At 50.3% G+C, this 22,703-nt stretch carries 22 protein-coding genes, 2 tRNA genes and 1 pseudogene; 19 read left to right on the top strand and 6 right to left on the bottom strand.

The genetic code is table 11. The features are described 5' to 3' along the window. Positions 1 to 11 precede the first annotated feature (11 nt). From thiD to TW89_RS01675, 12 genes are all read left to right on the top strand, one after another. Positions 12 to 821 carry a bifunctional hydroxymethylpyrimidine kinase/phosphomethylpyrimidine kinase gene (gene thiD / locus TW89_RS01730; RefSeq protein ID WP_164836681.1) on the top strand — a complete coding sequence of 270 codons (810 nt, stop codon included), beginning with the start codon at positions 12 to 14 and terminating at the stop codon, positions 819 to 821. Positions 822 to 932: 111 nt separating this feature from the next. Continuing rightward, complete coding sequence (locus TW89_RS01725) at positions 933 to 1,352, top strand: OsmC family protein (RefSeq protein ID WP_128580350.1); 420 nt, start codon at positions 933 to 935, stop codon at positions 1,350 to 1,352. A gap of 259 nt (positions 1,353 to 1,611) precedes the next feature. Then, positions 1,612 to 2,325 carry a GntR family transcriptional regulator gene (locus TW89_RS01720; protein ID WP_004519550.1) on the top strand — a complete coding sequence of 238 codons (714 nt, stop codon included), beginning with the start codon at positions 1,612 to 1,614 and terminating at the stop codon, positions 2,323 to 2,325. Between the two features lie 72 nt (positions 2,326 to 2,397). Continuing rightward, the gene (locus tag TW89_RS01715) at positions 2,398 to 3,177 is read left to right on the top strand and encodes a DeoR/GlpR family DNA-binding transcription regulator (protein WP_128580349.1); all 780 of its coding nucleotides are present in this window, start codon (positions 2,398 to 2,400) and stop codon (positions 3,175 to 3,177) included. A 105-nt stretch (positions 3,178 to 3,282) separates the two neighbouring features. Further along, on the top strand, positions 3,283 to 4,971 hold the full coding sequence (locus tag TW89_RS01710; RefSeq protein WP_128580348.1) for a glutamine--tRNA ligase/YqeY domain fusion protein: 1,689 nt from the start codon (positions 3,283 to 3,285) through the stop codon (positions 4,969 to 4,971). A 98-nt stretch (positions 4,972 to 5,069) separates the two neighbouring features. Beyond that, positions 5,070 to 5,975, top strand: a complete 906-nt coding sequence (locus TW89_RS01705; protein ID WP_128580347.1) for a hypothetical protein — start codon at positions 5,070 to 5,072, stop codon at positions 5,973 to 5,975. Between the two features lie 69 nt (positions 5,976 to 6,044). Next, positions 6,045 to 6,947 carry a DMT family transporter gene (locus tag TW89_RS01700; RefSeq protein ID WP_128580346.1) on the top strand — a complete coding sequence of 301 codons (903 nt, stop codon included), beginning with the start codon at positions 6,045 to 6,047 and terminating at the stop codon, positions 6,945 to 6,947. 244 nt (positions 6,948 to 7,191) lie between these two features. Next, a complete protein-coding gene (gene rho, locus TW89_RS01695; RefSeq protein WP_003748836.1) occupies positions 7,192 to 8,451 on the top strand; it encodes a transcription termination factor Rho in 1,260 nt (419 codons plus the stop codon). A gap of 56 nt (positions 8,452 to 8,507) precedes the next feature. Next, on the top strand, positions 8,508 to 9,866 hold the full coding sequence (locus TW89_RS01690) for a deoxyguanosinetriphosphate triphosphohydrolase (protein WP_101755837.1): 1,359 nt from the start codon (positions 8,508 to 8,510) through the stop codon (positions 9,864 to 9,866). A 132-nt stretch (positions 9,867 to 9,998) separates the two neighbouring features. Further along, a tRNA-Arg gene (locus tag TW89_RS01685) sits at positions 9,999 to 10,075 on the top strand. Between the two features lie 12 nt (positions 10,076 to 10,087). Continuing rightward, a tRNA-Glu gene (locus tag TW89_RS01680) sits at positions 10,088 to 10,162 on the top strand. A 394-nt stretch (positions 10,163 to 10,556) separates the two neighbouring features. Next, complete coding sequence (locus tag TW89_RS01675; RefSeq protein ID WP_070826444.1) at positions 10,557 to 11,114, top strand: hypothetical protein; 558 nt, start codon at positions 10,557 to 10,559, stop codon at positions 11,112 to 11,114. A gap of 83 nt (positions 11,115 to 11,197) precedes the next feature. On the opposite strand, the gene TW89_RS01670 is transcribed toward TW89_RS01675, so the two are convergent. The 3 genes from TW89_RS01670 to TW89_RS01660 all read right to left on the bottom strand — a co-directional run bounded on the left by TW89_RS01670 (position 11,198) and on the right by TW89_RS01660 (position 14,526). Next, complete coding sequence (locus tag TW89_RS01670; RefSeq protein WP_128580345.1) at positions 11,198 to 12,508, bottom strand: NCS2 family permease; 1,311 nt, start codon at positions 12,506 to 12,508, stop codon at positions 11,198 to 11,200. A gap of 226 nt (positions 12,509 to 12,734) precedes the next feature. Further along, the gene (gene miaB / locus TW89_RS01665; protein ID WP_003684389.1) at positions 12,735 to 14,057 is read right to left on the bottom strand and encodes a tRNA (N6-isopentenyl adenosine(37)-C2)-methylthiotransferase MiaB; all 1,323 of its coding nucleotides are present in this window, start codon (positions 14,055 to 14,057) and stop codon (positions 12,735 to 12,737) included. Positions 14,058 to 14,130: 73 nt separating this feature from the next. Next, entirely contained in the window at positions 14,131 to 14,526 is a 396-nt protein-coding gene (locus TW89_RS01660; RefSeq protein ID WP_049333912.1) for a hypothetical protein, read from the bottom strand. Positions 14,527 to 14,724: 198 nt separating this feature from the next. Here TW89_RS01660 and hemL point away from each other — a divergent pair, with 198 nt between their 5' ends. Then, positions 14,725 to 16,008, top strand: coding sequence for a glutamate-1-semialdehyde 2,1-aminomutase (gene hemL, locus TW89_RS01655; RefSeq protein ID WP_049336068.1), 1,284 nt, complete (start codon positions 14,725 to 14,727; stop codon positions 16,006 to 16,008). A gap of 78 nt (positions 16,009 to 16,086) precedes the next feature. Here the strand turns inward: hemL and TW89_RS01650 are convergent, their stop codons facing one another. Next, entirely contained in the window at positions 16,087 to 16,551 is a 465-nt protein-coding gene (locus TW89_RS01650; protein WP_003680896.1) for a universal stress protein, read from the bottom strand. Positions 16,552 to 16,737: 186 nt separating this feature from the next. On the opposite strand from TW89_RS01650, the gene TW89_RS01645 reads away from it, so the two are divergent. From TW89_RS01645 to rpmG, 6 genes and pseudogenes are all read left to right on the top strand, one after another. Further along, positions 16,738 to 17,514, top strand: coding sequence for a tRNA threonylcarbamoyladenosine dehydratase (locus tag TW89_RS01645; protein WP_128580344.1), 777 nt, complete (start codon positions 16,738 to 16,740; stop codon positions 17,512 to 17,514). Between the two features lie 13 nt (positions 17,515 to 17,527). Next, positions 17,528 to 17,995 (top strand): hypothetical protein, encoded by a 468-nt coding sequence (locus tag TW89_RS01640; protein WP_128580343.1) that lies wholly within the window; start codon positions 17,528 to 17,530, stop codon positions 17,993 to 17,995. A gap of 92 nt (positions 17,996 to 18,087) precedes the next feature. Continuing rightward, a complete protein-coding gene (locus tag TW89_RS01635) occupies positions 18,088 to 18,990 on the top strand; it encodes a segregation and condensation protein A (RefSeq protein WP_128580342.1) in 903 nt (300 codons plus the stop codon). After that, positions 18,987 to 20,314: pseudogene (gene brnQ, locus TW89_RS01630) on the top strand (branched-chain amino acid transport system II carrier protein). Before TW89_RS01635 ends, brnQ begins: the two are co-directional and overlap by 4 nt. A 250-nt stretch (positions 20,315 to 20,564) precedes the next feature. Beyond that, the gene (rpmB, locus tag TW89_RS01620) at positions 20,565 to 20,798 is read left to right on the top strand and encodes a 50S ribosomal protein L28 (RefSeq protein ID WP_002216391.1); all 234 of its coding nucleotides are present in this window, start codon (positions 20,565 to 20,567) and stop codon (positions 20,796 to 20,798) included. A 30-nt stretch (positions 20,799 to 20,828) separates the two neighbouring features. After that, entirely contained in the window at positions 20,829 to 20,984 is a 156-nt protein-coding gene (gene rpmG, locus TW89_RS01615; protein WP_003684373.1) for a 50S ribosomal protein L33, read from the top strand. Between the two features lie 227 nt (positions 20,985 to 21,211). Here the strand turns inward: rpmG and nqrM are convergent, their stop codons facing one another. Together nqrM and TW89_RS01605 are read right to left on the bottom strand one after the other, a co-directional pair. Then, positions 21,212 to 21,433, bottom strand: a complete 222-nt coding sequence (nqrM, locus tag TW89_RS01610) for a (Na+)-NQR maturation NqrM (RefSeq protein ID WP_128580340.1) — start codon at positions 21,431 to 21,433, stop codon at positions 21,212 to 21,214. Between the two features lie 17 nt (positions 21,434 to 21,450). Next, on the bottom strand, positions 21,451 to 22,518 hold the full coding sequence (locus TW89_RS01605) for an FAD:protein FMN transferase (protein WP_128580339.1): 1,068 nt from the start codon (positions 22,516 to 22,518) through the stop codon (positions 21,451 to 21,453). Positions 22,519 to 22,703 lie beyond the last annotated feature (185 nt).

Genomic DNA, 22,703 nt, shown 5'->3' with positions numbered 1-22,703 from the left:
AGGAGGACACGATGGACGAACTTTTTATTCAAACGCTGACGATTGCCGGCTCCGATTCCGGCGGCGGTGCGGGCATACAGGCGGATTTGAAGACATTTCAAATGCGCGGCGTGTTCGGCACCAGTGTACTGACAGCGGTTACCGCACAAAATACTTTGGGCGTATCGGCAGTGCATCCGATACCGACCGACATGATTGCCGCGCAGATTGCCGCGATTCAGGAGGATTTTCAAATCCGCGCTTATAAAATCGGCATGCTGGGTACGGCGGAAATCATCGAATGCGTGGCGGAACAAACCGCCGAATGCGACTTCGGCAAACGCGTGTTGGATCCGGTCATGATTGCCAAAGGCGGCGCGCCGTTGTTGGAAAACTCAGCCGTCGAAGCCATGAAACGCCTGTTGCTGCCGCATACGGACGTCTTGACGCCCAATCTGCCCGAAGCGCAGGCCTTGACGGGTATCAATATTGAAAACCGCCAAGATGCGGAACGCGCCGCCAAAATTCTTCAGGATTGGGGTGTGAAAAATGTGGTGATTAAAGGCGGCCATCTTGCCGACAGCCAAAGCGAATATTGCACCGACTGGCTGTTTACGCCATACGAAACCATCGAGCTGAACAGCAAACGTTTCCCAACGCCGCATACGCATGGCACAGGCTGCACGTTTTCGGCCTGCATTGCTGCCGAGCTGGCAAAAGGGTTTGGCGTTCCCGAAGCGGTTCAGACGGCAAAAAACTATATCGCCGCCGCTATTTCCCATCCTCTGGGGATCGGGGCAGGGCACGGGCCGGTTAACCATTGGGCGTATCGGGACGAATAATGCGTTTAGGCCAATTGTAATTGATTGTATTTTTCAGACGGCCTGACTAGGTTTATCACTTGAAATTGTTTACAATATCGGATTAATGCTTTTACGGATAAAAAAGACACCATGCAAGTGACTTCAAAATGGATAGACGGAATGTGCTTCGTCGGCACAACGGCAAACGGACACAGCGTCGTAATGGAAGGCGCGGCGGCTGAAGGCGAAGTCAAACGCGGCCCCAGCCCGATGGAAATGCTGTTGTTGGGCGTGGCAGGCTGCTCCAGCATCGATGTGGTGATGATTGCCGAGAAACAACGCCAAAAAATCACCGACTGCCGTGCCGAAGTGACTGCCAAACGCGCCGACACCGCGCCGCGCGTGTTTACCGAAATCCATATCCACTTCAAAGTGTATGGTCGGGATTTGCAAGAAAGCGCGATCGAACGCGCCGTACAGATGTCTGCCGAAAAATATTGCTCCGCATCGATTATGCTGGGCAAAGCGGCAAAAATGAGCCACAGCTTCGAGATCATCGAAACAGAATAGGGCGGTTTTCAAGGAGAAAGCCGGAGCGTGAGACGGCAGCACACAAAAAAGCAGATATATTCACGCATTAACATGAATATATCTGCTTGCTTTTTATTCCTTTTTCTCTCTCTCTATCAGCCTTTATAACTTGGCTTGTTGATCTCATTGTGCAAGTTTCGTTTAACATTGTCAACAATTTTTAATTATATTTTAAACAACCCCGAAAGCTGCAGGTTTGTAAACGCTTGCGCCTTAATACGGATACTGGGGAAACATTATGGATTACGAAAATAATACCAACGTTGCGCCTGCAACTTCATCGCTTATTTTGGAGGAGCGTCACGATTCCGAACTCTTCCGCGTGTACGCATTGATTTTGGACGGCATTACCGACCATCTGCTGCTGCCGGGCAAAAAACTGACCGAGTCCGAGCTTTGCCGACAAATGGTTTGCTCGCGCAATACCGTGCGTGGCGCATTGTCGCTTTTGGCGCACGATAAAATCGTTGATTTGCAGCCCAACCGCGGCGCATTTGTCCATGTGCCGGACTTGAAAGAAATGAAAGACGTGTTCAACACGCGTATCGAAATGGAAAGCATGATTTTGAGCGTCCTCATCGATATGCCTGATTTGGAAACGCGTCTGCAACCGCTTTACGCCATGATTGAGCAAGAGGGTGCAGCTTCCGAAAGCGGCGACCGCGTGGGTTGGAACCGCCTATCCAATGCCTTCCATGTCGAATTGGCACGATTGCTGGACAACGATGTCCTGTTTGAAATCATGAATACCTTGTGCGCGCGCTCTTCATTGATTGTGGCCGTTTCCGACCCGCTTCGCAAAGAAAAGCGCAACATTGATTCCAATTCGCACCATGAACACCGAGAAATCCTTGATTTGTTGCTGGCAGGCAAGCGCAACCGTGTGACCAAAGTCATGCGCCGTCACTTGGGCGCGTGTATGGAACGCTTGGAACAGAAACTCGAAATGTAATCGGTTTGACAATAAAAAGGCCGTCTGAAATATTCAGACGGCCATTGGTTTATCCCTACAAAACGAAACGCCATGAAACCCAAAATCCAAAGACACGAACATATCCTCAGCCTTGTCCGCGAACATAACTTCATGACAGTGGAAGAGTTGGCGGCGAATTTGGATGTTACGCCGCAAACCATACGCCGCGATGTGCAGGAGTTGAGCGAGACCGGACAGCTCAAACGCTATCACGGCGGCGCATCTTTGGGCGAGGTTTCAGTCGTAACGGCAGGGCAGGAGCGGCGCAACCATCAGCAGCAGGAAAAAAATGCCATTGCCCGGCTGATTGCTTCCACCATTCCCGACAATGCCTCGCTCTTTATCAGCATCGGCACCACCATGGAAGCCGTCGCCGCCGAGTTGGTCAGACAGCGCAAAAACCTGCGGATTATCACCAACAATATCTACGCCGCCTCGATCACTGCGGCGCGTACCGACTACACGGTCATCATCGCTTCCGGCGTGGTCCGCCCCTTGGACGGCGGTATTACCGGTGTGGCGACCGTCGATTTCATCAACCAATTCAAAGTCGACTATGCCATCATGAGTACCCACGGCATAGAAAACGACGGCTCGCTTTTGGATGACGATTACAAGGAAGTCAGCGTCATGCAGGCGATGGTGAACAATGCCCGCGTGCGCTATCTCGGCGTCGACCACAGTAAATTCAACAGCAATGCCTTGGTCAGACTGGGCGATATCGGCGCATTCGATAAGCTGTTTACCGACCGCCCACCATCCGCCGCCATGCAGAAAACCCTAAACGAGCGCGGCGTAGCGTGGCAGGTTGCCGACCCTGTATCAAAGTAGCCAAGTCGGGTACAATTGAGCCATCATTCCATTACTTTCAGACGGCCTGATTGAATGTTCAGGCCGTCTGAAAACAGAAAATCATTTTCCCATCAAAGAAATATTATGTTGAATAAAGACCAATTCGCGGACAACCATTTCATCCGCACCATTATCGAAGAAGACCTCAAAAGTGGTAAACATACAGCCATCCAAACCCGTTTCCCGCCCGAGCCGAACGGCTATTTGCACATCGGCCACGCCAAATCCATCTGCTTGAACTTCGGTTTGGCTTATATTTATGACGGTTTGTGCAACCTGCGTTTCGACGACACCAATCCTGAAAAAGAAAACGACGAATACGTCAACGCTATCAAAGAAGATGTCGAGTGGCTCGGTTTTCATTGGGCGGGCGAGCCGCGTTTCGCTTCCAATTATTTCGACCAGCTTTATGATTACGCCGTCGGTTTAATCAAAGACGGCAAAGCGTATGTCGATGATTTGACCCCTGAAGAAATGCGCGAATACCGCGGTACGCTGACCGAAGCAGGCAAAAACAGCCCTTACCGCGACCGCAGCGTCGAAGAGAACCTCGACCTGTTTACACGCATGAAAAACGGCGAGTTCCCCGACGGCAGCAAAACCCTGCGCCTGAAAATCGACATGGCTTCGGGCAACATCAATATGCGCGACCCCGTCATCTACCGCATCCGCCGCGCCCATCACCACAACACCGGCGACAAATGGTGCATCTACCCGATGTACGACTACACGCACTGCATTTCCGATGCCATCGAAGGCATCACGCATTCCCTGTGTACGCTCGAATTTGAAGCCCACCGCCCGCTGTACGACTGGGTGCTGGACAATATCCCCGCGCCGCATGCCACACGCCCGCGCCAATACGAGTTTTCCCGTTTGGAGCTTTTGTATTCCATCACGTCCAAACGCAAGCTGAACCAACTGGTTTCAGACGGCCACGTTGCCGGCTGGGATGATCCGCGTATGCCGACCATTTCCGGTATGCGCCGCCGCGGCTACACGCCCGAAGGCCTGCGCCTGTTTGCCAAACGCGCCGGTATTTCCAAATCTGAAAACATCGTTGACATGAGCGTGTTGGAAGGCGCGATTCGCGAAGAGCTGGAAAACTCTGCGCCGCGCCTGATGGCGGTTTTGAATCCGCTCAAAGTGACCCTGACCAACTTTGAAGCCGGTAGAACCCAAAGCCGCCGTGCCGCGTTCCATCCGAACCACGAAGAAATGGGCGATCGTGAAGTGCCTATTTCACAAACCATCTACATCGAAGCCGACGACTTTGCCGAAAATCCGCCTAAAGGCTTCAAACGCCTGATTCCCGGCGGCGAAGTGCGTTTGCGCCACGGCTATGTCATCAAGTGCGATGAAGTAGTAAAAGACGCAGCGGGCAATGTGGTTGAACTCAAATGCAGCATCGACCACGATACCTTGGGCAAAAATCCCGAAGGCCGCAAAGTTAAAGGCGTGATTCACTGGGTGTCTGCCGAACACGCCGCCGAAATCAAAGTCCGCCTGTATGACCGCCTCTTTACCGTCGAGCGTCCCGATGCCGTGCGCGGCGAAGACGGCAACTACCTGCCGTTTACCGATTTCCTCAATCCAGAATCCATCAAGGAAATTACCGCCTACGCCGAGCCTGTCGCAAAAGATTTGCCGGCGGAGAGCCGTTGGCAGTTCGAGCGTATCGGCTATTTCGTCACCGACCGCAAAGACCACAGCAAAGACACGCCGGTGTTTAACCGAACGGTAACGCTGAAAGATTCTTGGCAGCCTAAGTAATCTGTTTGTAACAGCGATACTGGAAGGTCGTCTGAAAACTTGGAATCGGGTTTTCAGACGGCCTATTTTCTGAATATAAAGAAAAGGAAATACTTGTTTTGGAGAATTTAATTCTTATTGGCATGGCCTTATTGGCTATGGCCGCCATAGTTTGGATTGCCAGTATTGTGGCAATTGTTAAATCCAAGAATCCGCTGATTAGGAATTCAGCTATCATTTTCAATTTGATCGTGGCGTCATTGTTTGGCATGTATATGGTTAAGACATGGCAAGCTAAAAGGTATGATGATTCAAGTTATCAAACGGCTAAAGAGGAGTTGGTGATTGATGGTATACGAATTCCGGCAGGCTCGAAGCTGACCGTAGCTCCTCAGGATGGGATATCGAAAAAGCCTGATTTTTCTACTTTTAGCGAAGTTACATTTTCTCACCCTGTTGAATGGAAAGGCATCGAAGTTAATGGAATGAATCGTTCTGCGTACCAGACTGAAGATGGTTATCAAGCAACACTGACGATAAATGCTATCGAGGAAGCCAGGACGGTTGATGTGGAAGGGTGGTCCTGCCGGCGTGACGGAGAGATAGAGTGGCAAGCATTGACTAAAGGTGGCAAGGTGCCGTCCAGTCCTGCTGATTATTTCCTATCAAGTTGCATGTTAAACGAATCAGCCGAAGTGTCCCTGCCTGAGTGGTTTGTGGATGGGAAATTGTATTTTATGCGAGTGATGCGCACTGAACGTGACGGTTATTGGCAGGTAAATATTGCTTCCAATGATCAGCCTTATTGGGGAAACGTCATTCTTGATTCAAATAAACAGTTAAAAAACATTGAGCTGACATTAGCACAGAAAAACTTGCCAGGCTGTGCGATTGATGATGACGGTGTTACGCTGGAATGGGATAGGGGTAAACCGGATATCGTTACAGTAGTAAGCACTGTTGATTTGCCTGAATTGTGCTGGGGTAAAAAAGTTGTCCGGCCCAAATCAAAGGCGGCAGAATAGAGGTATTGAAGGCCGTCTGAAAACGTGAAATCCGGTTTTCAGACGGCCTTTGTCGATAAAAGGGATGAGATGGAACGTTATTCTGTACATTTGAAACTGCTGGGAATGGCGGTGTTGTGGGGCGCGTCTTGGCCGATGGGGCGGATGCTGGGGCAGTCGCTGCCGCCGCTGACGGGCGGGGCGGTTCGGTTTGTCTTGGCTTCGGTTTTGTTGTTGGGCTGGTTGTTTGCGCGTAGCAGGTTCATGACTTTGGCGGCTTTGTCGGCACGGCAATGGCTGGGTTTGACGGCGGCTGCTTCCGTCGGCGTGTGCGGCTATGCGGTGTTTTTTATGCTGGGTTTGCAGACTATGCCGGCAGGCAAGGCGGCGGTAGTTGTGGCGGTGAATCCCGTGCTGACGCTGCTGTTGGCAACTTGGTTTTTCGGCGAGCGTTTAAATGCGAAGATTTTGGCGGGTATGCTGCTGGCGGTCGGCGGTGCCATTATGGTGGTAACGCAAGGGCAGCCGTTGACGGTATTGTCGGGCGGCATCAAGGCAGGGGAGTGGCTGATTTTCGGCTGCGTGGTCTGTTGGGCGGCTTATACCTTAATCGGTCGCGCGGTTTTGCGCGGGATAGATGCGCTGACGGTAACGACGGCAACGTCGTTCATTGGTGCGTTGATGTTGTCGGTGGTGGTGTTGTGGACGGACGGAATGCCGTTTGAGGCGATAGCGGCAATGGATGGGCGCGGTTGGACAGCCTTGGCGTGGCTGGTCATCGGCGCAACGGTATTGGCCTATGCGTGGTATTTCGAAGGCGTAAAGACTTTGGGTGCAGGCAGCGCGGCGGCGTATATTACGCTTGTGCCGATTTTCGGTGTGCTGTCTTCGGCGTGGTTTTTGGGCGAACCGCTGCATATTTCGCTGGTTGCGGGCTGTGCGGCGGCGGTCGGCGGTATGACGCTGATGCGGTACGGGCAGAGGGCCGTCTGAAGTTGGGTAAATACTCGGATTTTTGGCGATAGGGTTGCGATTGCTAAGCTGTTGCCGGCCATAATCTTATTGCATGGTAAGATTATGGTCTCGGCTCAGTGTTCGATTTAAAAATTTGACACCCTGCCTCCAACTGCCTAAAATTCAACTTTCTCAAAAATCTACCGTATCCTGCGGCACGATTTCATACTTTCAGACGGCCTGTGTGCCATCTCTCTGATACCATCCAAAATATATCAATACTATGCACGTTTCAGAACTCCAAACCCTCCACATTTCCAAACTCTTGGAAATGGCAGAAGAACATGGCATTGAAAACGCCAACCGTTTCCGCAAACAAGACCTCGTTTTTGCCATCGTCCGCCAGATGATGAAGCAGAATGTCAGCTTTACCTGTTCGGGTACACTGGAAATCCTGCCCGACGGCTTCGGTTTCCTGCGCAGCGCAGATACTTCTTATCTTGCCGGTCCTGACGATATTTATGTTTCGCCCACGCAAATCCGCCGCTTTAATCTGCACACCGGCGACACCATCGAAGGCAGCGTGCGCGTGCCGAAAGACAACGAGCGCTATTTCGCGCTTGTCCGCCTCGACACCATCAACGGCGATCCGCCCGAAGTCTGCAAACACAAAATCCTTTTTGAAAACCTCACGCCTTTATTCCCAACCGAACAATTCAAACTCGAGCGCGACATCAAAGCCGAAGAGAATCTGACCGGCCGCGCCATCGACTTGGTTTCCCCGATCGGTAAAGGCCAACGTGCATTGTTGGTGGCGCCGCCTAAAACCGGTAAAACCGTGATGTTGCAAAACATTGCCCACGCCATTACCGCCAATTATCCCGATGTCGAGCTGATTGTCCTGTTGATTGACGAGCGTCCGGAAGAAGTGACCGAAATGAGCCGTTCTGTACGCGGCGAAGTCGTTTCCTCTACGTTTGACGAGCCTGCACAACGCCATGTACAAGTGGCCGAGATGGTGATTGAAAAAGCCAAACGCATGGTTGAACACAAAAAAGACGTGGTCATCCTGCTGGATTCGATTACCCGTTTGGCTCGTGCCTACAATACCGTCGTGCCGACTTCGGGCAAAATTTTGACCGGCGGTGTCGATGCCAACGCTTTGCACCGTCCGAAACGCTTCTTCGGTGCCGCGCGTAATGTGGAAGAGGGCGGTTCGCTTACCATTATTGCGACAGCGCTTGTTGAAACCGGCAGCCGCATGGACGACGTGATTTACGAAGAGTTCAAAGGTACGGGCAATATGGAATTGCACCTTGACCGCCGTATGGCAGAAAAACGCCTGTTCCCGGCCATCAGCATCAATAAATCCGGTACGCGCCGCGAAGAATTGCTGGTGCCGAACGATCAGTTGCAGCGCATGTGGCTCTTGCGTAAATTCCTGCATCCGATGGACGAAATCGAAGCGACCGAATTTTTGGTGGGCAAACTCAAAGACTCTAAAAATAACGACGATTTCTTTGAATTGATGCGCGGTAAATAAGCATAAGGCCGTCTGAATATGTTTCAGACGGCCTTTACTTTGCTTGAGGAACCTTTATGACCATCCGAATGAATTGGCAAAACTTATTATCCACCCAACGCTTCCGTACTAAAAACGGCGAAATCGTGCCGACCGTTACCCCTTCGACTCAAGAAGGTGCCGATGCCTTGCGTACGGATTTTCACATCGACTACGACCGGGTTGTTTTTTCCGGAGCCTTCCGCCGCCTTGGCCGTAAAACGCAGGTGCATCCGCTGGCGCAACACGATTTGACGCACAACCGCCTGACGCACAGCGTTGAAGTTGCCAGCGTGGGCAGGAGCTTGGGCAACCGTGTGGGCGTGATGTTGCACAACGGCGGTTTTCTGCCGCAGGGCAATACGCCCAGCGATATTGGTGCTGTGGTGCAGGTTGCCTGTTTGGCGCATGATTTGGGCAATCCGCCGTTTGGCCATACTGGCGAAGATGCTTTGCGCGATTGGTTCAGACGGCCTGAACATCAAATTTATTTAAATACATTGAACGAAGCGGAACGCAACGACATTCAAACCTATGAAGGCAATGCGCATAGCCTGCGTATCGTCGCCAGTCTTGAAATGTATCCCGAGGCGGGCGGAATGCGCCTGACTGCGGCAGCCATCGGCGCATTGTTGAAGTATCCGTGGACAACGCAACATCCGAACGGCAGAAAGAAATTCAATATTTATCAAACCGAGTTGCCGTTTATCCGTCAAGTTGCTGACGAATTGGGGCTGGTTTCCGTAGGAGCAGACAGCTGGGCGCGTCATCCTTTGTCTTATTTGATGGAGGCCGCCGACGATATTTGCTATGCCTTGCTGGATTTGGAAGATGCCGTTGAATTGGATTTGCTCACGGATACGGAAGTGGAGAGTATTTTGTCTGAGCTGACCTTTGCCGAAAGCGCATGGCACGCCAGCTCCAGTCGTCAGCGTTGCGCCATGTTGCGCGGCATTGCGATTGGCAAGGCGATTGATGATGTCGCGCAAACCTTTATGCTGCATCAGTCCGACTTGTTGGACGGAACATTCAAAGGCAAAGACTTGCTTGCTCTGTGTAGCCCGCAAGTGCAAAACACTTTGGCAAAAGCGAAAGAATTGGCGCAAACACGGATTTTCCGCCATCACACCAAGCTCTTGACCGAAATTGCAACATTCCCATGCTTAGGCTCCATCTTGGATTTGCTCGTCCCTGCCGCTTATGCCCTGATTGCTGAAAAACAGTTGGCAACGCGTCAGTCTTTGGCGTTGGAATTATTGAAAAAGCACAATCCGATTCTTCCTGAAGACAGTCTGTATCAGGCCTATATGAAAATCTTAGATTTTGTCGGTGGCATGACCGATAACTCCGCCGCCAAAATGGCGCAGGATTTATCAGGAGTAGGGATTTTACGTTAATTTTATATTGTTTAATTTCAATCATTTAATTAAAAATATAAAAAATATCTGCGAAAAGAGTAGACAGGTTTCAGTAAAGTCTATATTATTCGGTCTTCTTGATTCACAACGCACTAGCGAAGTGATGAGGATGCACCCGTAGCTCAGTTGGATAGAGTATCTGGCTACGAACCAGAGGGTCGGGCGTTCGAATCGCTCCGGGTGCGCCACAATATTTATCCGCGCCCATCGTCTAGCGGTTAGGACATCGCCCTTTCACGGCGGTAACCGGGGTTCGATTCCCCGTGGGCGTGCCAGTTTTCAAAAAAACGCAATCTGTTTCAGATTGTGTTTTTTTATTACATTTACTGTTTGTGTTCTAAGGCCGTCTGAAACGCTTAGCAACTCAAGAGACAGAAGTGTGTAAAATAAATTGCCCAGACTTTTTGTCGTCTATATGCGCTTTTCAATCTCATTTTACCATTGTCAAAACCCAATTTATTGACAACAGTATTCATCTTAAAAATTCCCAAACCTGAATTTACATGATTTCATATTTATAATTTATTGATTTTAGAAAATAAAAATATTTATTTGAACTTTTCTTAAAAAATGCCGTCTGAGATAAAGACAAGACGGAATATCTCTGTTAATGTGTAAATGTCAGCCGGCGTTTGCCGGTTTTTTATTGAAACCATTTGGGAGTCAATTATGAATATGAATGTTAAGTTAATCGTTCCTGCCGTTTTGGCGGCTGTTGCCCTGACTGCATGCAGCAGCGGTTCTAAAGCCAAACCTGAAGCCAAAGCTGCGCCTACTGCGCAACAACAAACTCAAGCTCAGGCTCAACAAGCTCAAGCTCCAGTGCCTAATACTTTGAAAGTAGACTCTATCGACGGTACTAAAGAAGTTCACTACAAATGCGGTAAAGACGGCAAAGAGCCTCTGAGCGTAATGTACGGTTTCAAAGGCAACGAAGTTGTTGCTGCACAAGTAAAATACAAAGGCCAATTAACTGAAAACCTGTTCCGTATCACTGACAGCAGCAAAGACGTAAACGCATTCTGGGGCGGCAATGTCGCTTGGGTTGCTGAAGCAGCTACTGCAGCCAACGTAGACAAAGTTGACGGCAACATGTTGACTATCCGCGGTACTACCGAAGTAAACGGCAAACAAGAAGTGGTTGATCAAATCGTTACCCGCTTCTGCGCATTGGACAAAGGCGCGAAAGCTGCCGCTAAACCAGCCGCTAAAAAAGTGAAAAAATAATCTTTTACCGACAGCTTTAAACGCTGGGTAAAATAAAACAGGCCGTCTGAAAAGTTTTCAGACGGCCTGTTCTTTTGAGTGATTTAACCCAAGAACCAGAATTTCAGTGCCCACAATACGGCGACAATCCATACCATAGGCGGTACGTCTTGGGTGCGGTTGCACAAGAGTTTGATGAGTGCGTAGCTGATAAAGCCAAACGCAATACCATCGGCAATCGAGTAGGTAAACGGCATGAAGACGATGGTCAGGAATGCCGGTGCGGCTTCGGTCATGTCGTCCCAATCGATTTCGCGTGCGCTGCGCAACATTTGCGCGCCAACATAGAGCAGGGCGGGGGCGGTAGCGAATGCAGGAATGCTTTGAACCAGTGGGGAGAAAATCAGACAGGCCAGCATCAGTACGCCGACGGTAACGGCAGTCAGGCCGGTACGGCCGCCAGCAGAAACGCCTGCCGCGCTTTCAACGTAAGGGGTTGTAGAAGAAGTACCCAAGGCGGCGCCTGCAACGATGGCGGTTGAGTCGGCAAGCAGGGCGCGTTTCAAACGCGGCAGTTTGCCGTCTTGCAACAGGCCTGCGCGGTGGGAAACGCCGACCAATGTGCCGGTAGAGTCAAACAGGTCAACCAGGAAGAATACAAAAATCACGCTGACCATGCTGACGGTAAACAAGCCTTTGAAGTCCATCTGCATGAAAGTCGGCGCAATGCTTGGGACTTCGCCGACCACGCCTTTGAACTCGCTCAAGCCCAAGACGGTGGAGATGGCAGTCAGCGTCAGAATGGTAATGATGATGGAGCCTTTAACGCGGAAGTGGCCAAGTGCAACTACCATCACAAAGCCTGCCATCGCCAGCAGGGCGGTAGGCTGGTGGATGTCGCCCAAGCCGACCAATGTGGCAGGATTGGCCACAATCACGCCTGCGCCTTTGAGTGCAATCAATGCCAAGAAGAGGCCGATACCTGCGGCAATCGACATTTTCAAGCCCATAGGCAGGGCGTTGACCAGCATTTCGCGCACTTTAAAGAAGCTGAACAGGATAAAAATGATGCCTGAAATGAAAACGGCACCCAAAGCCACACGCCAGTCTACGCCCATGCCTTTGACGACGGCAAAGGTAAAGTAGGCGTTCAAACCCATACCCGGAGCGAGGGCGATCGGGTAGTTGCCGACAAAGCCCATCACGAAACAGCCGATGGCGGAGGCGATACAGGTGGCCACAAATACTGCGCCCATATCCATGCCGGTTTCGCCCAAAATCAGGGGATTGACGATGATGATGTAGCACATGGCGAGGAAGGTTGTCACACCGGCCATAATTTCCGTGCGGACGTTGGTCTGATTGGCGTTGAGGTTGAATAATTTTTCCAAAACGCTTTGATTTGAAGAACTCATTCGAGATATTCCTTTGGGAAAGCCGTTCGAGGACGGCATCATCGGGTTTAACTGCCGGAAGCTCAGATTTTGGCCCTAACTTCTCAACAAATAAGGGAATTTTCGGGCGGTATTATACTGAAAAGCCTTTTGCTCGGGTAATAAAAATACATGAATCAGATAATGCCGGGCTGAACCAAGATAAAGGCCGTCTGAACAGTTTCAGACGGCCTTTGTTTGTGTGTGCTTATACCGGTTTGCCTTTTAGGGAGAAGGTGTAGGCTTCGGTGATTTCCAGATCGATCATTTGGTTGATCATGTCGGGTGTGCCGGTAAAGTTGACCACGCGGTTGTTGGCGGTACGGGCTTGCAGTTGGTCGGGGTCTTTTTTGGAGATGCCTTCAACCAAGCAGCGTTGAACCGTGCCGATCATGGTTTGGTTGATGCGCGCGGTTTCGGCTTCGATGACTTCGTTCAAAGCTTCGAGACGGCGCACTTTTTCTTCGTGCGGCGTGTCGTCGTGCAGGTTGGCGGCAGGCGTACCTGGGCGCGGACTGTAAATAAAGACGAAGCTCAAGTCGAAGGCGATGTCTTTGACCAGTTTCAAGGTTTGCTCGAACTCGCGCTCGGTCTCGCCCGGGAAGCCGACGATAAAGTCGGAGCTGAGACACAAATCAGGACGGATGGCGCGCAGTTTGCGGATGATGGATTTGTACTCCAAGGCGGTGTAGCCGCGTTTCATCGCGCTCAATACGCGGTCGGAACCGCTTTGAATCGGCAGGTGCAGGTGTGAAACCAGCTTCGGCAGGTCGCGGTAGCACTCGATAATCGCGTCGGTAAATTCGCGCGGATGGCTGGTGGTAAAGCGCAGGCGTTCGATGCCGGGGATTTCGTGGACGATGCGCAACAAAGTGGCAAAGTCGCAGATTTCGCCGTTTTCCATTTCGCCGCGATAGGCATTGACGTTTTGGCCTAAGAGGTTGATTTCTTTAACGCCTTGTTGCGCCAAACCGGCAATCTCGGTCAATACGTCGTTGAGCGGGCGGGAAAATTCTTCGCCGCGGGTGTAGGGGACGACGCAGTAAGAGCAGTATTTGGAACAGCCTTCCATAATGGAAATGAATGCCGAACCGCCTTCTACGCGCGCAGGCGGCAGGTGGTCGAATTTCTCGATTTCGGGGAAGGAAATGTCGATTTGAGACAGGCCGGTGGTTTCTTTATCGACGATGAGTTTGGGCAGGCGGTGCAGCGTTTGCGGGCCGAAAACCACGTCCACATACGGAGCGCGTTTGACGATGTTTTCGCCTTCTTGAGAGGCAACGCAGCCAGCAACGCCGATGATGAGGTCGGGATTTTTTTCTTTGAGCGGACGTACACGGCCCAAGTCCGAGAAGACTTTCTCTTGCGCTTTTTCACGCACGGAGCAGGTGTTGAACAAGATGATGTCGGCGTCGTCAGGTTGGGTAACCTGCTCGATACCGCCGTGTTCTTCGGCGAGGACGGACAGCATTTTTTCGCTGTCATACTCGTTCATTTGGCACCCGAAGGTGCGGATAAATACTTTTTTCATGGTTTGTTTTGATTGATTTGCTTGTTGTAAAAGGGTTCAGACGGCCTGTGCAATACTTTGGCCGTCTGAAAAATTATTCTTCCGCCTTTTTCTGCTTTTTGGCGTGTTCGATGAACCTGTCGGCTTCGGCGTCGGTCAAAATCCAGATTTCGCGGACGAGGCGGCTTTCTTCGTTGTATTTGAACGCAACGGCTTTGCCGGTTTGGTTCAGCAGGCGGCCCATGGGGATGAAACGGTCGTTTTCATCGTGGATTTTGGTAAAGCGCGTGATTTGCAGTTTGGCCGCATTGCCGTCCACAATGCCCAACGTCAGCAGGCGCGTCCAAGAAAAACCGCCTTTGCTGACTTTCAGATAAGGCAAATCGACAGTCTTTAAAACGGCCACGTCCATATCGTCAGGCAGGCTGCGTTGCGCATGAACGAGGGAGGACGCCAAAAGGGCGAGGCTGAGTATGAATCCGCGTAACATGATGCTTTTCTTTTATTGTTTCAATAGGTCGCGGATTATAGCACAAGCAGGAAAAATATGGATAGAGTGTTTGTTTTTAAAGAATAATTTTGATTTTGCGCCCGATTCTTATTTTGAAGCCTGGGCCGTCTGAAAAGGATTTGGTGTTAAAATGGCATCGATTTGATTTTCAGACGACCTCTTACGAAAGAATTGACCATGAACCGTAATGAAAGCTTGTTCAACCGCGCCAAAGCCATTATTCCCGGCGGCGTAAACTCTCCTGTGCGCGCATTCGGCAGCGTCGGCGGCGTGCCGCGCTTTATCAAAAAAGCAGAAGGCGCGTATGTTTGGGATGAAAACGGCACGCGTTATACCGACTATGTCGGCTCTTGGGGCCCTGCGATTGTCGGCCACGCCCATCCTGAAGTCATTGAAGCCGTGCGCGAAGCAGCATTGGGCGGTTTGTCGTTTGGTGCTCCGACTGAAGGCGAAATTGTTATTGCCGAAGAAATCGCCAAAATCATGCCGTCGGTCGAGCAGCTGCGCCTTGTCAGCTCCGGTACGGAAGCAACGATGACCGCCATCCGTCTGGCACGCGGTTTTACCGGCCGCGACAAAATCATCAAGTTTGAAGGCTGCTACCACGGCCATTCCGACAGCCTGTTGGTAAAAGCAGGCAGCGGTCTGCTGACGTTTGGCAATCCTTCTTCCGCCGGTGTACCTGCCGATTTTACCAAACATACTTTGGTACTCGAATACAACAATATCGCCCAACTGGAAGAAGCCTTTGCCCAAAGCGGCAATGACATTGCCTGTGTGATTTTGGAGCCTTTTGTCGGCAATATGAATCTGGTTAGGCCGTCTGAAGCCTTTGTCAAAGCCTTGCGCGAATTGACTGAAAAACACGGTGCCGTGTTGATTTACGACGAAGTGATGACCGGCTTCCGCGTGGCGCTGGGCGGCGCGCAATCTTTGCACGGTATCAAACCTGATTTGACCACCATGGGCAAGGTGATCGGCGGCGGTATGCCTTTGGCGGCGTTCGGCGGCCGTAAAGACATCATGGAATGTATTTCACCATTGGGCGGCGTGTATCAGGCAGGTACATTGTCCGGCAACCCGATTGCGGTTGCGGCCGGTTTGAAAACGCTGGAAATCATTCAGCGCGAAGGCTTCTATGAAAACCTGACTGCCTTGACCCAACGCCTCGCCAACGGTATTGCCGACGCGGCTAAAGCGCATGGCGTTGAATTTACGGCGGACAGCGTGGGCGGTATGTTTGGTTTGTATTTTGCCAGCCATACGCCGCAAAACTATGCCGACATGGCGCGTTCCAATATCGACGGTTTCAAACATTTCTTCCACGGTATGCTCGACCGCAATGTCGCATTCGGCCCGTCTGCTTACGAAGCCGGGTTTGTTTCCGCCGCGCATACGCCTGAGCTGATTGACGAAACCATTGCTGTGGCACACGAAGTGTTCAAAGAAATGGCAAAATAAAAGCTGAAGCTGTCATGTGAAAAAAGGCCGTCTGAAAAATATTCAGACGGCCTTTCGCTATTTTAAATCAATGCTTGATTATGCTTCTTCAGCTTTGCTGCGGATAATCAGCAGAGGCAGGTGGCTTTGACGCATTACGGTCTCGGCGAAGCTGCCCATCAGGAGGTGCATCAGGCCGGTGCGGCCGTGTGTGCCGAGTACCAGCAGGTCTGCGCCGTTGTTGTCGGCGTAGTCAACCAAGTCTTGCGCCATTTCGCGCGCGCCTTTGTTGGCAACCAACAGATGTTTCACGATGTTTTCAACGCCGCTTTCACGCGCTGTTTTTTCTGCGAAATCCAAAACTTCGTTGCCTTGAGCCACTGCGGCGGCTTCATAGCTTTCGTGTTGCAGAAATTCAGGAGCCAAAGCCATGTATTCGGCAGGGTTGGCAACGTGAACCAAAGTCAGTTGGGCTTTGTTGAGGCTTGCCAGTTCGGCGGCGTGTTTCAATGCATTGAGGGAAGTCTCGCTACCGTCAACGGCTACAACCAGATGTTTGTACATATTTATTCTCCTTTTGCGCCGAGTAGCGGCACTTTCGTTTAATATGAAATCAGAACTTGTCTGAATGTGAAACGATTATAAACTCTTTCGGGCGGGTACAACAGCCCATCAGCTTTCAAGTATAATGTCAGTCCGAATCGCCTGTGGCGTTTTTCATTAATTTATTGATATATCACAAGGTTACTTATGCAGGATGCCGCTTTTCTATCTTCGCGCCGCTTTGGCGGCATTGCCAGACTTTACGGAGACGAAGCACTGGCGCGCTTTTCGCGTGCGCATGTGTGCGTGGTCGGTGTCGGCGGCGTCGGCTCGTGGGCGGTAGAAGCTTTGGCGAGGAGCGGTATCGGTCGTTTAACGCTGATTGATTTGGACAACGTCGCCGAGTCCAATGTTAACCGCCAGTTGCACGCCTTGACCGATGATTTCGGTAAGGCAAAAGTTACCGCTTTGCGCGAACGCATTGCCCAAATCAATCCGCAATGCGAAGTGACGGAAATCGAAGATTTTGTGACCGAAGACAATCTGGACGAACTTTTCAGACGGCCTTTTGACTTTGTCATCGACGCCATCGACCAAATCCGTATCAAAGCGGCGATGGCGGCGTATTTCGTGCTGCATAAACAACCGTTTATTATCAGCGGCGGCGCGGGCGGACAGAAAAATCCGGCTTTAATCCAAACCGCCGATTTGAGCCGCGTTACCCACGACCCGCTGCTTTCCAATTTGCGCTATACCTTGCGCAAACGCTACGGCTTCAGCCGCGATACCAAAGAAAAAATGCGCGTGCCTTGCGTTTATTCAACCGAGAATATTACGCCGCCGCAATCCGGCGAAGCGTGTTCGACCGATGCCGCGCCGCAAGGTTTGTCCTGCGCAGGCTATGGGGCGAGTATGCTGGTGACGGCTTCGTTTGGGCTGTATTGTGCGCAGGCAGCAGTGGAGCAGATCGCGGGGCGGAAGTGAGGGGTAGAGGAAGATGGTTAAGAGCCGATTTTTTAAAGCCTACTTTATTGCCAGTCTGATTTATGCGGTATGGTTCGGCGTATTGATGTATGCCGTCGATCCGATGTTTCTCGATGTGATGGAATGCAATACGCTGCCGGGCGATTATTTGTGTGTGCAAAGCGGTTATAACCGCCCATTCACCGCTTTTCTTTATCCGTTTCTGTCCGTCGTGATGTTCAGCCTTTTACACGCCGGTATTATGAAATGGCGTAAACGCCGTTCGGTTAAAATGATTTGGCTTTTGGTCGGCTGCGAAAGTTTGCTGTTGTTGGCTTTGATGGTGGCGATGCTTGCGAGGGATGGTTTTGTGTTGTCCCAAGATATTGGCTCGGTACTGACGGGTACGGTTTTTGCCAGTCTGCCCCTGTTGGGTATGGCCTTGGCGCAGACCTTTGCCGTCGCCATTGTTTCTTTGCAAATCAATCGTAAAAACCGCTGATTTTTATATTAAAAACGGGTTGTCCTTGTTTCAGACGGCCTTTTATTGATGAAACTTCTTACTAAACTTAAAAAGAAAAAGACCCTTTAACCATGCCTTCAGAACACCTTATTTCTTCCACTGCCGCAACGCCGTCTGAACATACCGTTGCGTGGGTGTTCGGTCAGCCTGTTACCGATGTGCCGCAGGATTTGTTTATTCCGCCTGATGCGTTGAAGGTGGTATTGAGCAGCTTCCAAGGGCCGTTGGATTTGCTGCTGTACCTTATCCGCAAGCAGAATATCGATGTCCTCGATATTCCGATGGTGAAGATTACCGAGCAGTATCTGCACTATATTGCCCAAATGGAAGCGTATCAGTTTGATTTGGCGGCAGAATACCTGCTGATGGCGGCGATGTTGATTGAAATTAAATCGCGCCTGCTGTTGCCGCGTCCTGAAGAAGTTGAGGATGAAGAGGCGGATCCGCGTGCCGAGCTGGTGCGCCGTCTGTTGGCTTACGAGCAGATGAAACTGGCGGCTCAGGGTTTGGATGCGTTGCCGCGTGCCGGACGTGATTTTGCTTGGGCTTATTTGCCGCTGGAAATTGCGGTCGAAGCGAAATTGCCGGAAGTATACGTTGCCGATTTGACGCAGGCTTGGTTGGGTATTTTGTCGCGTGCCAAGCATACGCGCAGTCATGAAGTGGTGCGGGAAACCATTTCCGTGCGCGCGCAGATGACGGCGATTTTGCGTCGCTTGAACGAAAGTGGTATCAGCAAGTTCAGCGATTTGTTTAAGCCGGAGCAGGGCGCAACATATGTGGTGGTCAATTTTATTGCATTGCTGGAATTGGCTAAAGAAGGCTTGGTGCGTATCGTACAGCCGGAAAATTATGGTGAAATCGAAATCAGCCTGAAAGACGGTTTGGAAATAAATGAAGCCGAAATGCTTTCAGACGGCCTTGAAATCGATGAAACCGATAACGGGTATTTGGAAAAAGAGAATTTAAGATGAATTCGACGACAAGTCGCAGTAAGGCCTCTTTATGGGCGGTGGGCTTGATGCTGTTTGCGCTGTTTTTTGGCGCGGGTAACTTAATTTACCCTGCTTATTTGGGGCAGCAGGCCGGCGAAAACTGGCTTTTGGCAATGTTCGGCTTTTTGTTGACCGGGGCGGGTTTGCCATTGCTGGGTGTGATTGCCGTCGGCTATTCCGGCTCGCGCGATGTGGAAGCACTGGCTTCCCGTGTTGCGCCTTGGTACGGCGTGACTTTTGCCGCCGCGCTTTATCTGGCAATCGGCCCCTTGTTTGCCATGCCGCGTACAGCAACGGTATCTTTTGAAACTGCAATTTCTCCTTTCATTGATGAATCTTGGAAAACATCGCATTGGCCGTATTCAGCCTGGTGTTTTTCGGCATGACTTATTGGCTGTCGATTTCTCCGGGTAAGCTGGTTGACCGCATTGGTAAAGTCCTCACGCCCGTTTTGTTGCTGGCAATTGCAATATTGGTCGGCTATGCCGCTATTAACCCGATGGGCGTGCCGCAGGCGGCGCAAGGCGATTTTGTCACTCATCCGTTGGTTAAAGGCATTTTGGAAGGCTACGGCACCATGGACGCGCTGGCTTCGCTGGTGTTTGCCATTATCGTCATCGATGCCGTTCGTGCCATGGGCGTGGACAACCGCGCGGACTTGCTGAAGACAACGACGATTTCCGGTGTGTTGGCGGCTTCTTGTTTGGCAGTGGTTTACCTGTTTATCGGCTATATGGGCGCGACAGGTGTGGCCGGTATCGGCTTGCAGGAAAACGGCGCGTCGGTTTTGTCTAAAACCGCACAGCACTATTTCGGTACGGCCGGTATTGTGTTGCTTGGTGTCATGGTGCTGCTTGCCTGTCTGAGTACGGCGGTTGGCTTGATTACTTCATGCGCCGAATATTTCAACCGTCTTTGCCCGGGTATTTCTTATAAAGTTTTTGTGATACTGAATACAGTGGTGTCTATCCTGTTGGCCAACAAAGGCCTGTCAGCGATTTTGCAGTTTTCTATCCCTATGTTGATGCTGTTGTATCCGCTGACTATCGTCATCATTCTGCTGGCTTTGACAGATAAACTGTTTGGCGGCGGCCGTATTGTCTATTTCTGTACCATGATGGCGGCCCTTATGGTCGGTTTGCTCGATGCCTATAAGGCCGCGTTTGGATTTGATGCCGAAACTGCGGCTGCCATCGAGCGCGCATTGCCGTTTTACAATATCGGTTTAGGATGGGTTGTTCCCTCTTTAGCCTGCTTTATACTCGGCTGCATTTTGAATGCGGCATTGAAGAAAAAAGCATGATGACAAACAGGCCGTCTGAAATGTTCAGACGGCCTGTTTATTTCACCGACCATGCAAACGACAGATGATTTTTTTAAAGAAATCCGTTATAATTGAAAAGTTAAGGCTTTGCGGAATACCGTTTCGCAGATGCAACATATTGAGAAGATTTATTTCCACAAATCCCGTTTTTTCAGCAAACGACTTGAACTGAAGGCGGATTTCGTGGTATAAATCGCGTTTTACTATTTTAGAAGTTTGGAGACTAACCATGGCACGAGTTTGCAAAGTGACCGGTAAGCGCCCGATGTCTGGCAATAACGTATCACACGCCAACAACAAAACCAAACGTCGTTTTTTGCCTAACTTGCAATCACGTCGTTTCTGGGTAGAAAGTGAAAACCGCTGGGTTCGCCTGCGCGTTTCTAACGCTGCATTGCGCACCATCGATAAAGTAGGCATTGATGTCGTATTGGCTGATTTGCGTGCTCGCGGCGAAGCTTAATTTAAACACCATTAATTAAGGATTACTGCAATGCGCGATAAAATCAAACTGGAGTCCAGTGCTGGTACTGGTCACTTCTACACAACTACTAAAAATAAACGTACTATGCCTGGCAAACTGGAAATCAAAAAATTTGACCCAGTAGCCCGTAAACACGTTATTTACAAAGAAACTAAATTGAAATAATCCAGTTTCTTCCAAGAAAAAGCTCCTGTTTTGCAGGAGCTTTTCTTTTTATTTTCTGATTGGTTTTTGGGGGCTTGTTTCAAATGTGTATGCAAGATATTTTTGGATTGCTTTGGAAGAGACAAAATAAAAGAGCGTGTATCCATTGGGGTCACGCTCTTTTATTTTTCAGACGGCCTGATAGGGGATAAGCAGCCTTAAATCATGAATAAACATTCAAAAACGACTTAATGATCGACTTTGATGCCTTGATTGTCGGAATGTTGTTTTTTATTCAGCTCTTTTTGCAAGGTATCGCATGGCGTGTCGCAATCGCACATTTTCTTCATACCGAGAGAGGAAATACCGCCGCAGCTGCCTTTGATGGTGCGTTTGGAGAAGATATAGCCGACTGCCATGCCGAGGATAACAATGATAAAAATGCCGAAAGTAAGGAGGAGGGTTTTCATGTGTGTATTCCTGAAGATTAGTTTAATAATTTCTTGAATGCGCTGGACATTTTAGTATGGTAGCCGCCTTGCGGGGTCCGGATGATAAGGAAAACGGCGAGATTTTCTTGCTCGGCAAGTTTAAGTGCTTCAGTTTCTCCGAGAACGAACAATCCGGTGGAAAGGCCGTCTGCAAGTGTGGCGTTTTCTGATACTACGCTGATGGAAGCAAGGTTGTGGCTGATGGGTTGTTTGGTTTTAGGGTTGATGATATGGGAAAGGCGGCGGCCTGACTTATCGACATGGAAAATGCGGTAGTCGCCGGATGTGGCCAGTGATTTATTGTCCAATGGAATGGTGATTTGAGTGGCGCCGCCTTGAACGATATTGGGCTGCTCGATGCCGATACGCCAAGGGTTGCCTTGCGCATTGTGGCCTTTGCCATGCAACTCGCCTCCGATTTCTACCAAATAATTGCCGATATTGAGTTTTTCAAGTTCGGCGGCGGTTTTATCCACGCCAAAACCTTTGGCGATGGAGGATAGGTCTAAATAGACTTCGGGATGGGTTTTGGTGAGTGTAGGCTGCTGACCATCTTGGGAAAGTTTGAGTTTGTTCGTACCGACCATTTCTGAAGCATGCTGGATTTCTTGTGCAGTCGGTTCGTGTGTGATTTCTTTTTGCGGACCGAATCCCCAAAGGTTGACCAAAGGGCCGACGGTTACGTCTAGTGCGCCGTGCGTCAGTTTGTTTAAACGCAAGGCTTTGCCGGTCACATAGGCAAAGTCTTGGGAAATAGGCATGGCCTGATTGACGGTGCGCAGCTGGTTGAATTGGCTGATTTCGGAATCGGTCTGGTAGGTAGACATTTGCCGATTGACTTCTTTAAGCGCGTCATCAATGCGTTTTTGTATTTCGGTAGGGGAGGGGAGTTTGTTTTGGCCGTCTGAAAGATATTTGACGGTATAGGTCGTGCCCATGGTCTCGCCTTGCAGGGTAATGGTTTGTTGTTTTTCAGGTTGGCAGGCAGAGAGTGTGAGTGCGGAAAGGATGGCAACGGTGCAACCGATTATCGGACGGTAAAACGAATTGGAAAGAAACGGCATAGGGGATTTGCGGATTATTTTTTGAAGCCTTTATTGTATCGTAAAAGAAAGGTTCAGGCTGAGACCTTTGCAAAAAAGTCCTTCCCCCAACAGCCAAAATCCAAACACAGGTTTTCGGCTGTTCCTATTCCAAATCACTCCTGACTCTACTCAAATACCCCCTTAATCCTCCCCGGACACCCGAT

The sequence above is a fragment of the Neisseria flavescens genome, assembly GCF_001618065.1.
GTDB classification, from domain to species: Bacteria; Pseudomonadota; Gammaproteobacteria; order Burkholderiales; family Neisseriaceae; genus Neisseria; species Neisseria flavescens_A.
The sequence above is the reverse complement of the archived record's forward strand: the minus strand, read 5'-3'. Positions and strand labels throughout refer to the sequence as shown.

Coding starts and splice junctions, on each gene's coding strand:
- thiD (WP_164836681.1), top strand. CDS start 12: ATGGACGAACTTTTTATTCAAACGCTGACGATTGCCGGCTCCGATTCC.
- TW89_RS01725 (WP_128580350.1), top strand. CDS start 933: ATGCAAGTGACTTCAAAATGGATAGACGGAATGTGCTTCGTCGGCACA.
- TW89_RS01720 (WP_004519550.1), top strand. CDS start 1,612: ATGGATTACGAAAATAATACCAACGTTGCGCCTGCAACTTCATCGCTT.
- TW89_RS01715 (WP_128580349.1), top strand. CDS start 2,398: ATGAAACCCAAAATCCAAAGACACGAACATATCCTCAGCCTTGTCCGC.
- TW89_RS01710 (WP_128580348.1), top strand. CDS start 3,283: ATGTTGAATAAAGACCAATTCGCGGACAACCATTTCATCCGCACCATT.
- TW89_RS01700 (WP_128580346.1), top strand. CDS start 6,045: ATGGAACGTTATTCTGTACATTTGAAACTGCTGGGAATGGCGGTGTTG.
- rho (WP_003748836.1), top strand. CDS start 7,192: ATGCACGTTTCAGAACTCCAAACCCTCCACATTTCCAAACTCTTGGAA.
- TW89_RS01690 (WP_101755837.1), top strand. CDS start 8,508: ATGACCATCCGAATGAATTGGCAAAACTTATTATCCACCCAACGCTTC.
- TW89_RS01675 (WP_070826444.1), top strand. CDS start 10,557: ATGAATATGAATGTTAAGTTAATCGTTCCTGCCGTTTTGGCGGCTGTT.
- TW89_RS01670 (WP_128580345.1), bottom strand. CDS start 12,508: ATGAGTTCTTCAAATCAAAGCGTTTTGGAAAAATTATTCAACCTCAAC.
- miaB (WP_003684389.1), bottom strand. CDS start 14,057: ATGAAAAAAGTATTTATCCGCACCTTCGGGTGCCAAATGAACGAGTAT.
- TW89_RS01660 (WP_049333912.1), bottom strand. CDS start 14,526: ATGTTACGCGGATTCATACTCAGCCTCGCCCTTTTGGCGTCCTCCCTC.
- hemL (WP_049336068.1), top strand. CDS start 14,725: ATGAACCGTAATGAAAGCTTGTTCAACCGCGCCAAAGCCATTATTCCC.
- TW89_RS01650 (WP_003680896.1), bottom strand. CDS start 16,551: ATGTACAAACATCTGGTTGTAGCCGTTGACGGTAGCGAGACTTCCCTC.
- TW89_RS01645 (WP_128580344.1), top strand. CDS start 16,738: ATGCAGGATGCCGCTTTTCTATCTTCGCGCCGCTTTGGCGGCATTGCC.
- TW89_RS01640 (WP_128580343.1), top strand. CDS start 17,528: ATGGTTAAGAGCCGATTTTTTAAAGCCTACTTTATTGCCAGTCTGATT.
- TW89_RS01635 (WP_128580342.1), top strand. CDS start 18,088: ATGCCTTCAGAACACCTTATTTCTTCCACTGCCGCAACGCCGTCTGAA.
- rpmB (WP_002216391.1), top strand. CDS start 20,565: ATGGCACGAGTTTGCAAAGTGACCGGTAAGCGCCCGATGTCTGGCAAT.
- rpmG (WP_003684373.1), top strand. CDS start 20,829: ATGCGCGATAAAATCAAACTGGAGTCCAGTGCTGGTACTGGTCACTTC.
- nqrM (WP_128580340.1), bottom strand. CDS start 21,433: ATGAAAACCCTCCTCCTTACTTTCGGCATTTTTATCATTGTTATCCTC.
- TW89_RS01605 (WP_128580339.1), bottom strand. CDS start 22,518: ATGCCGTTTCTTTCCAATTCGTTTTACCGTCCGATAATCGGTTGCACC.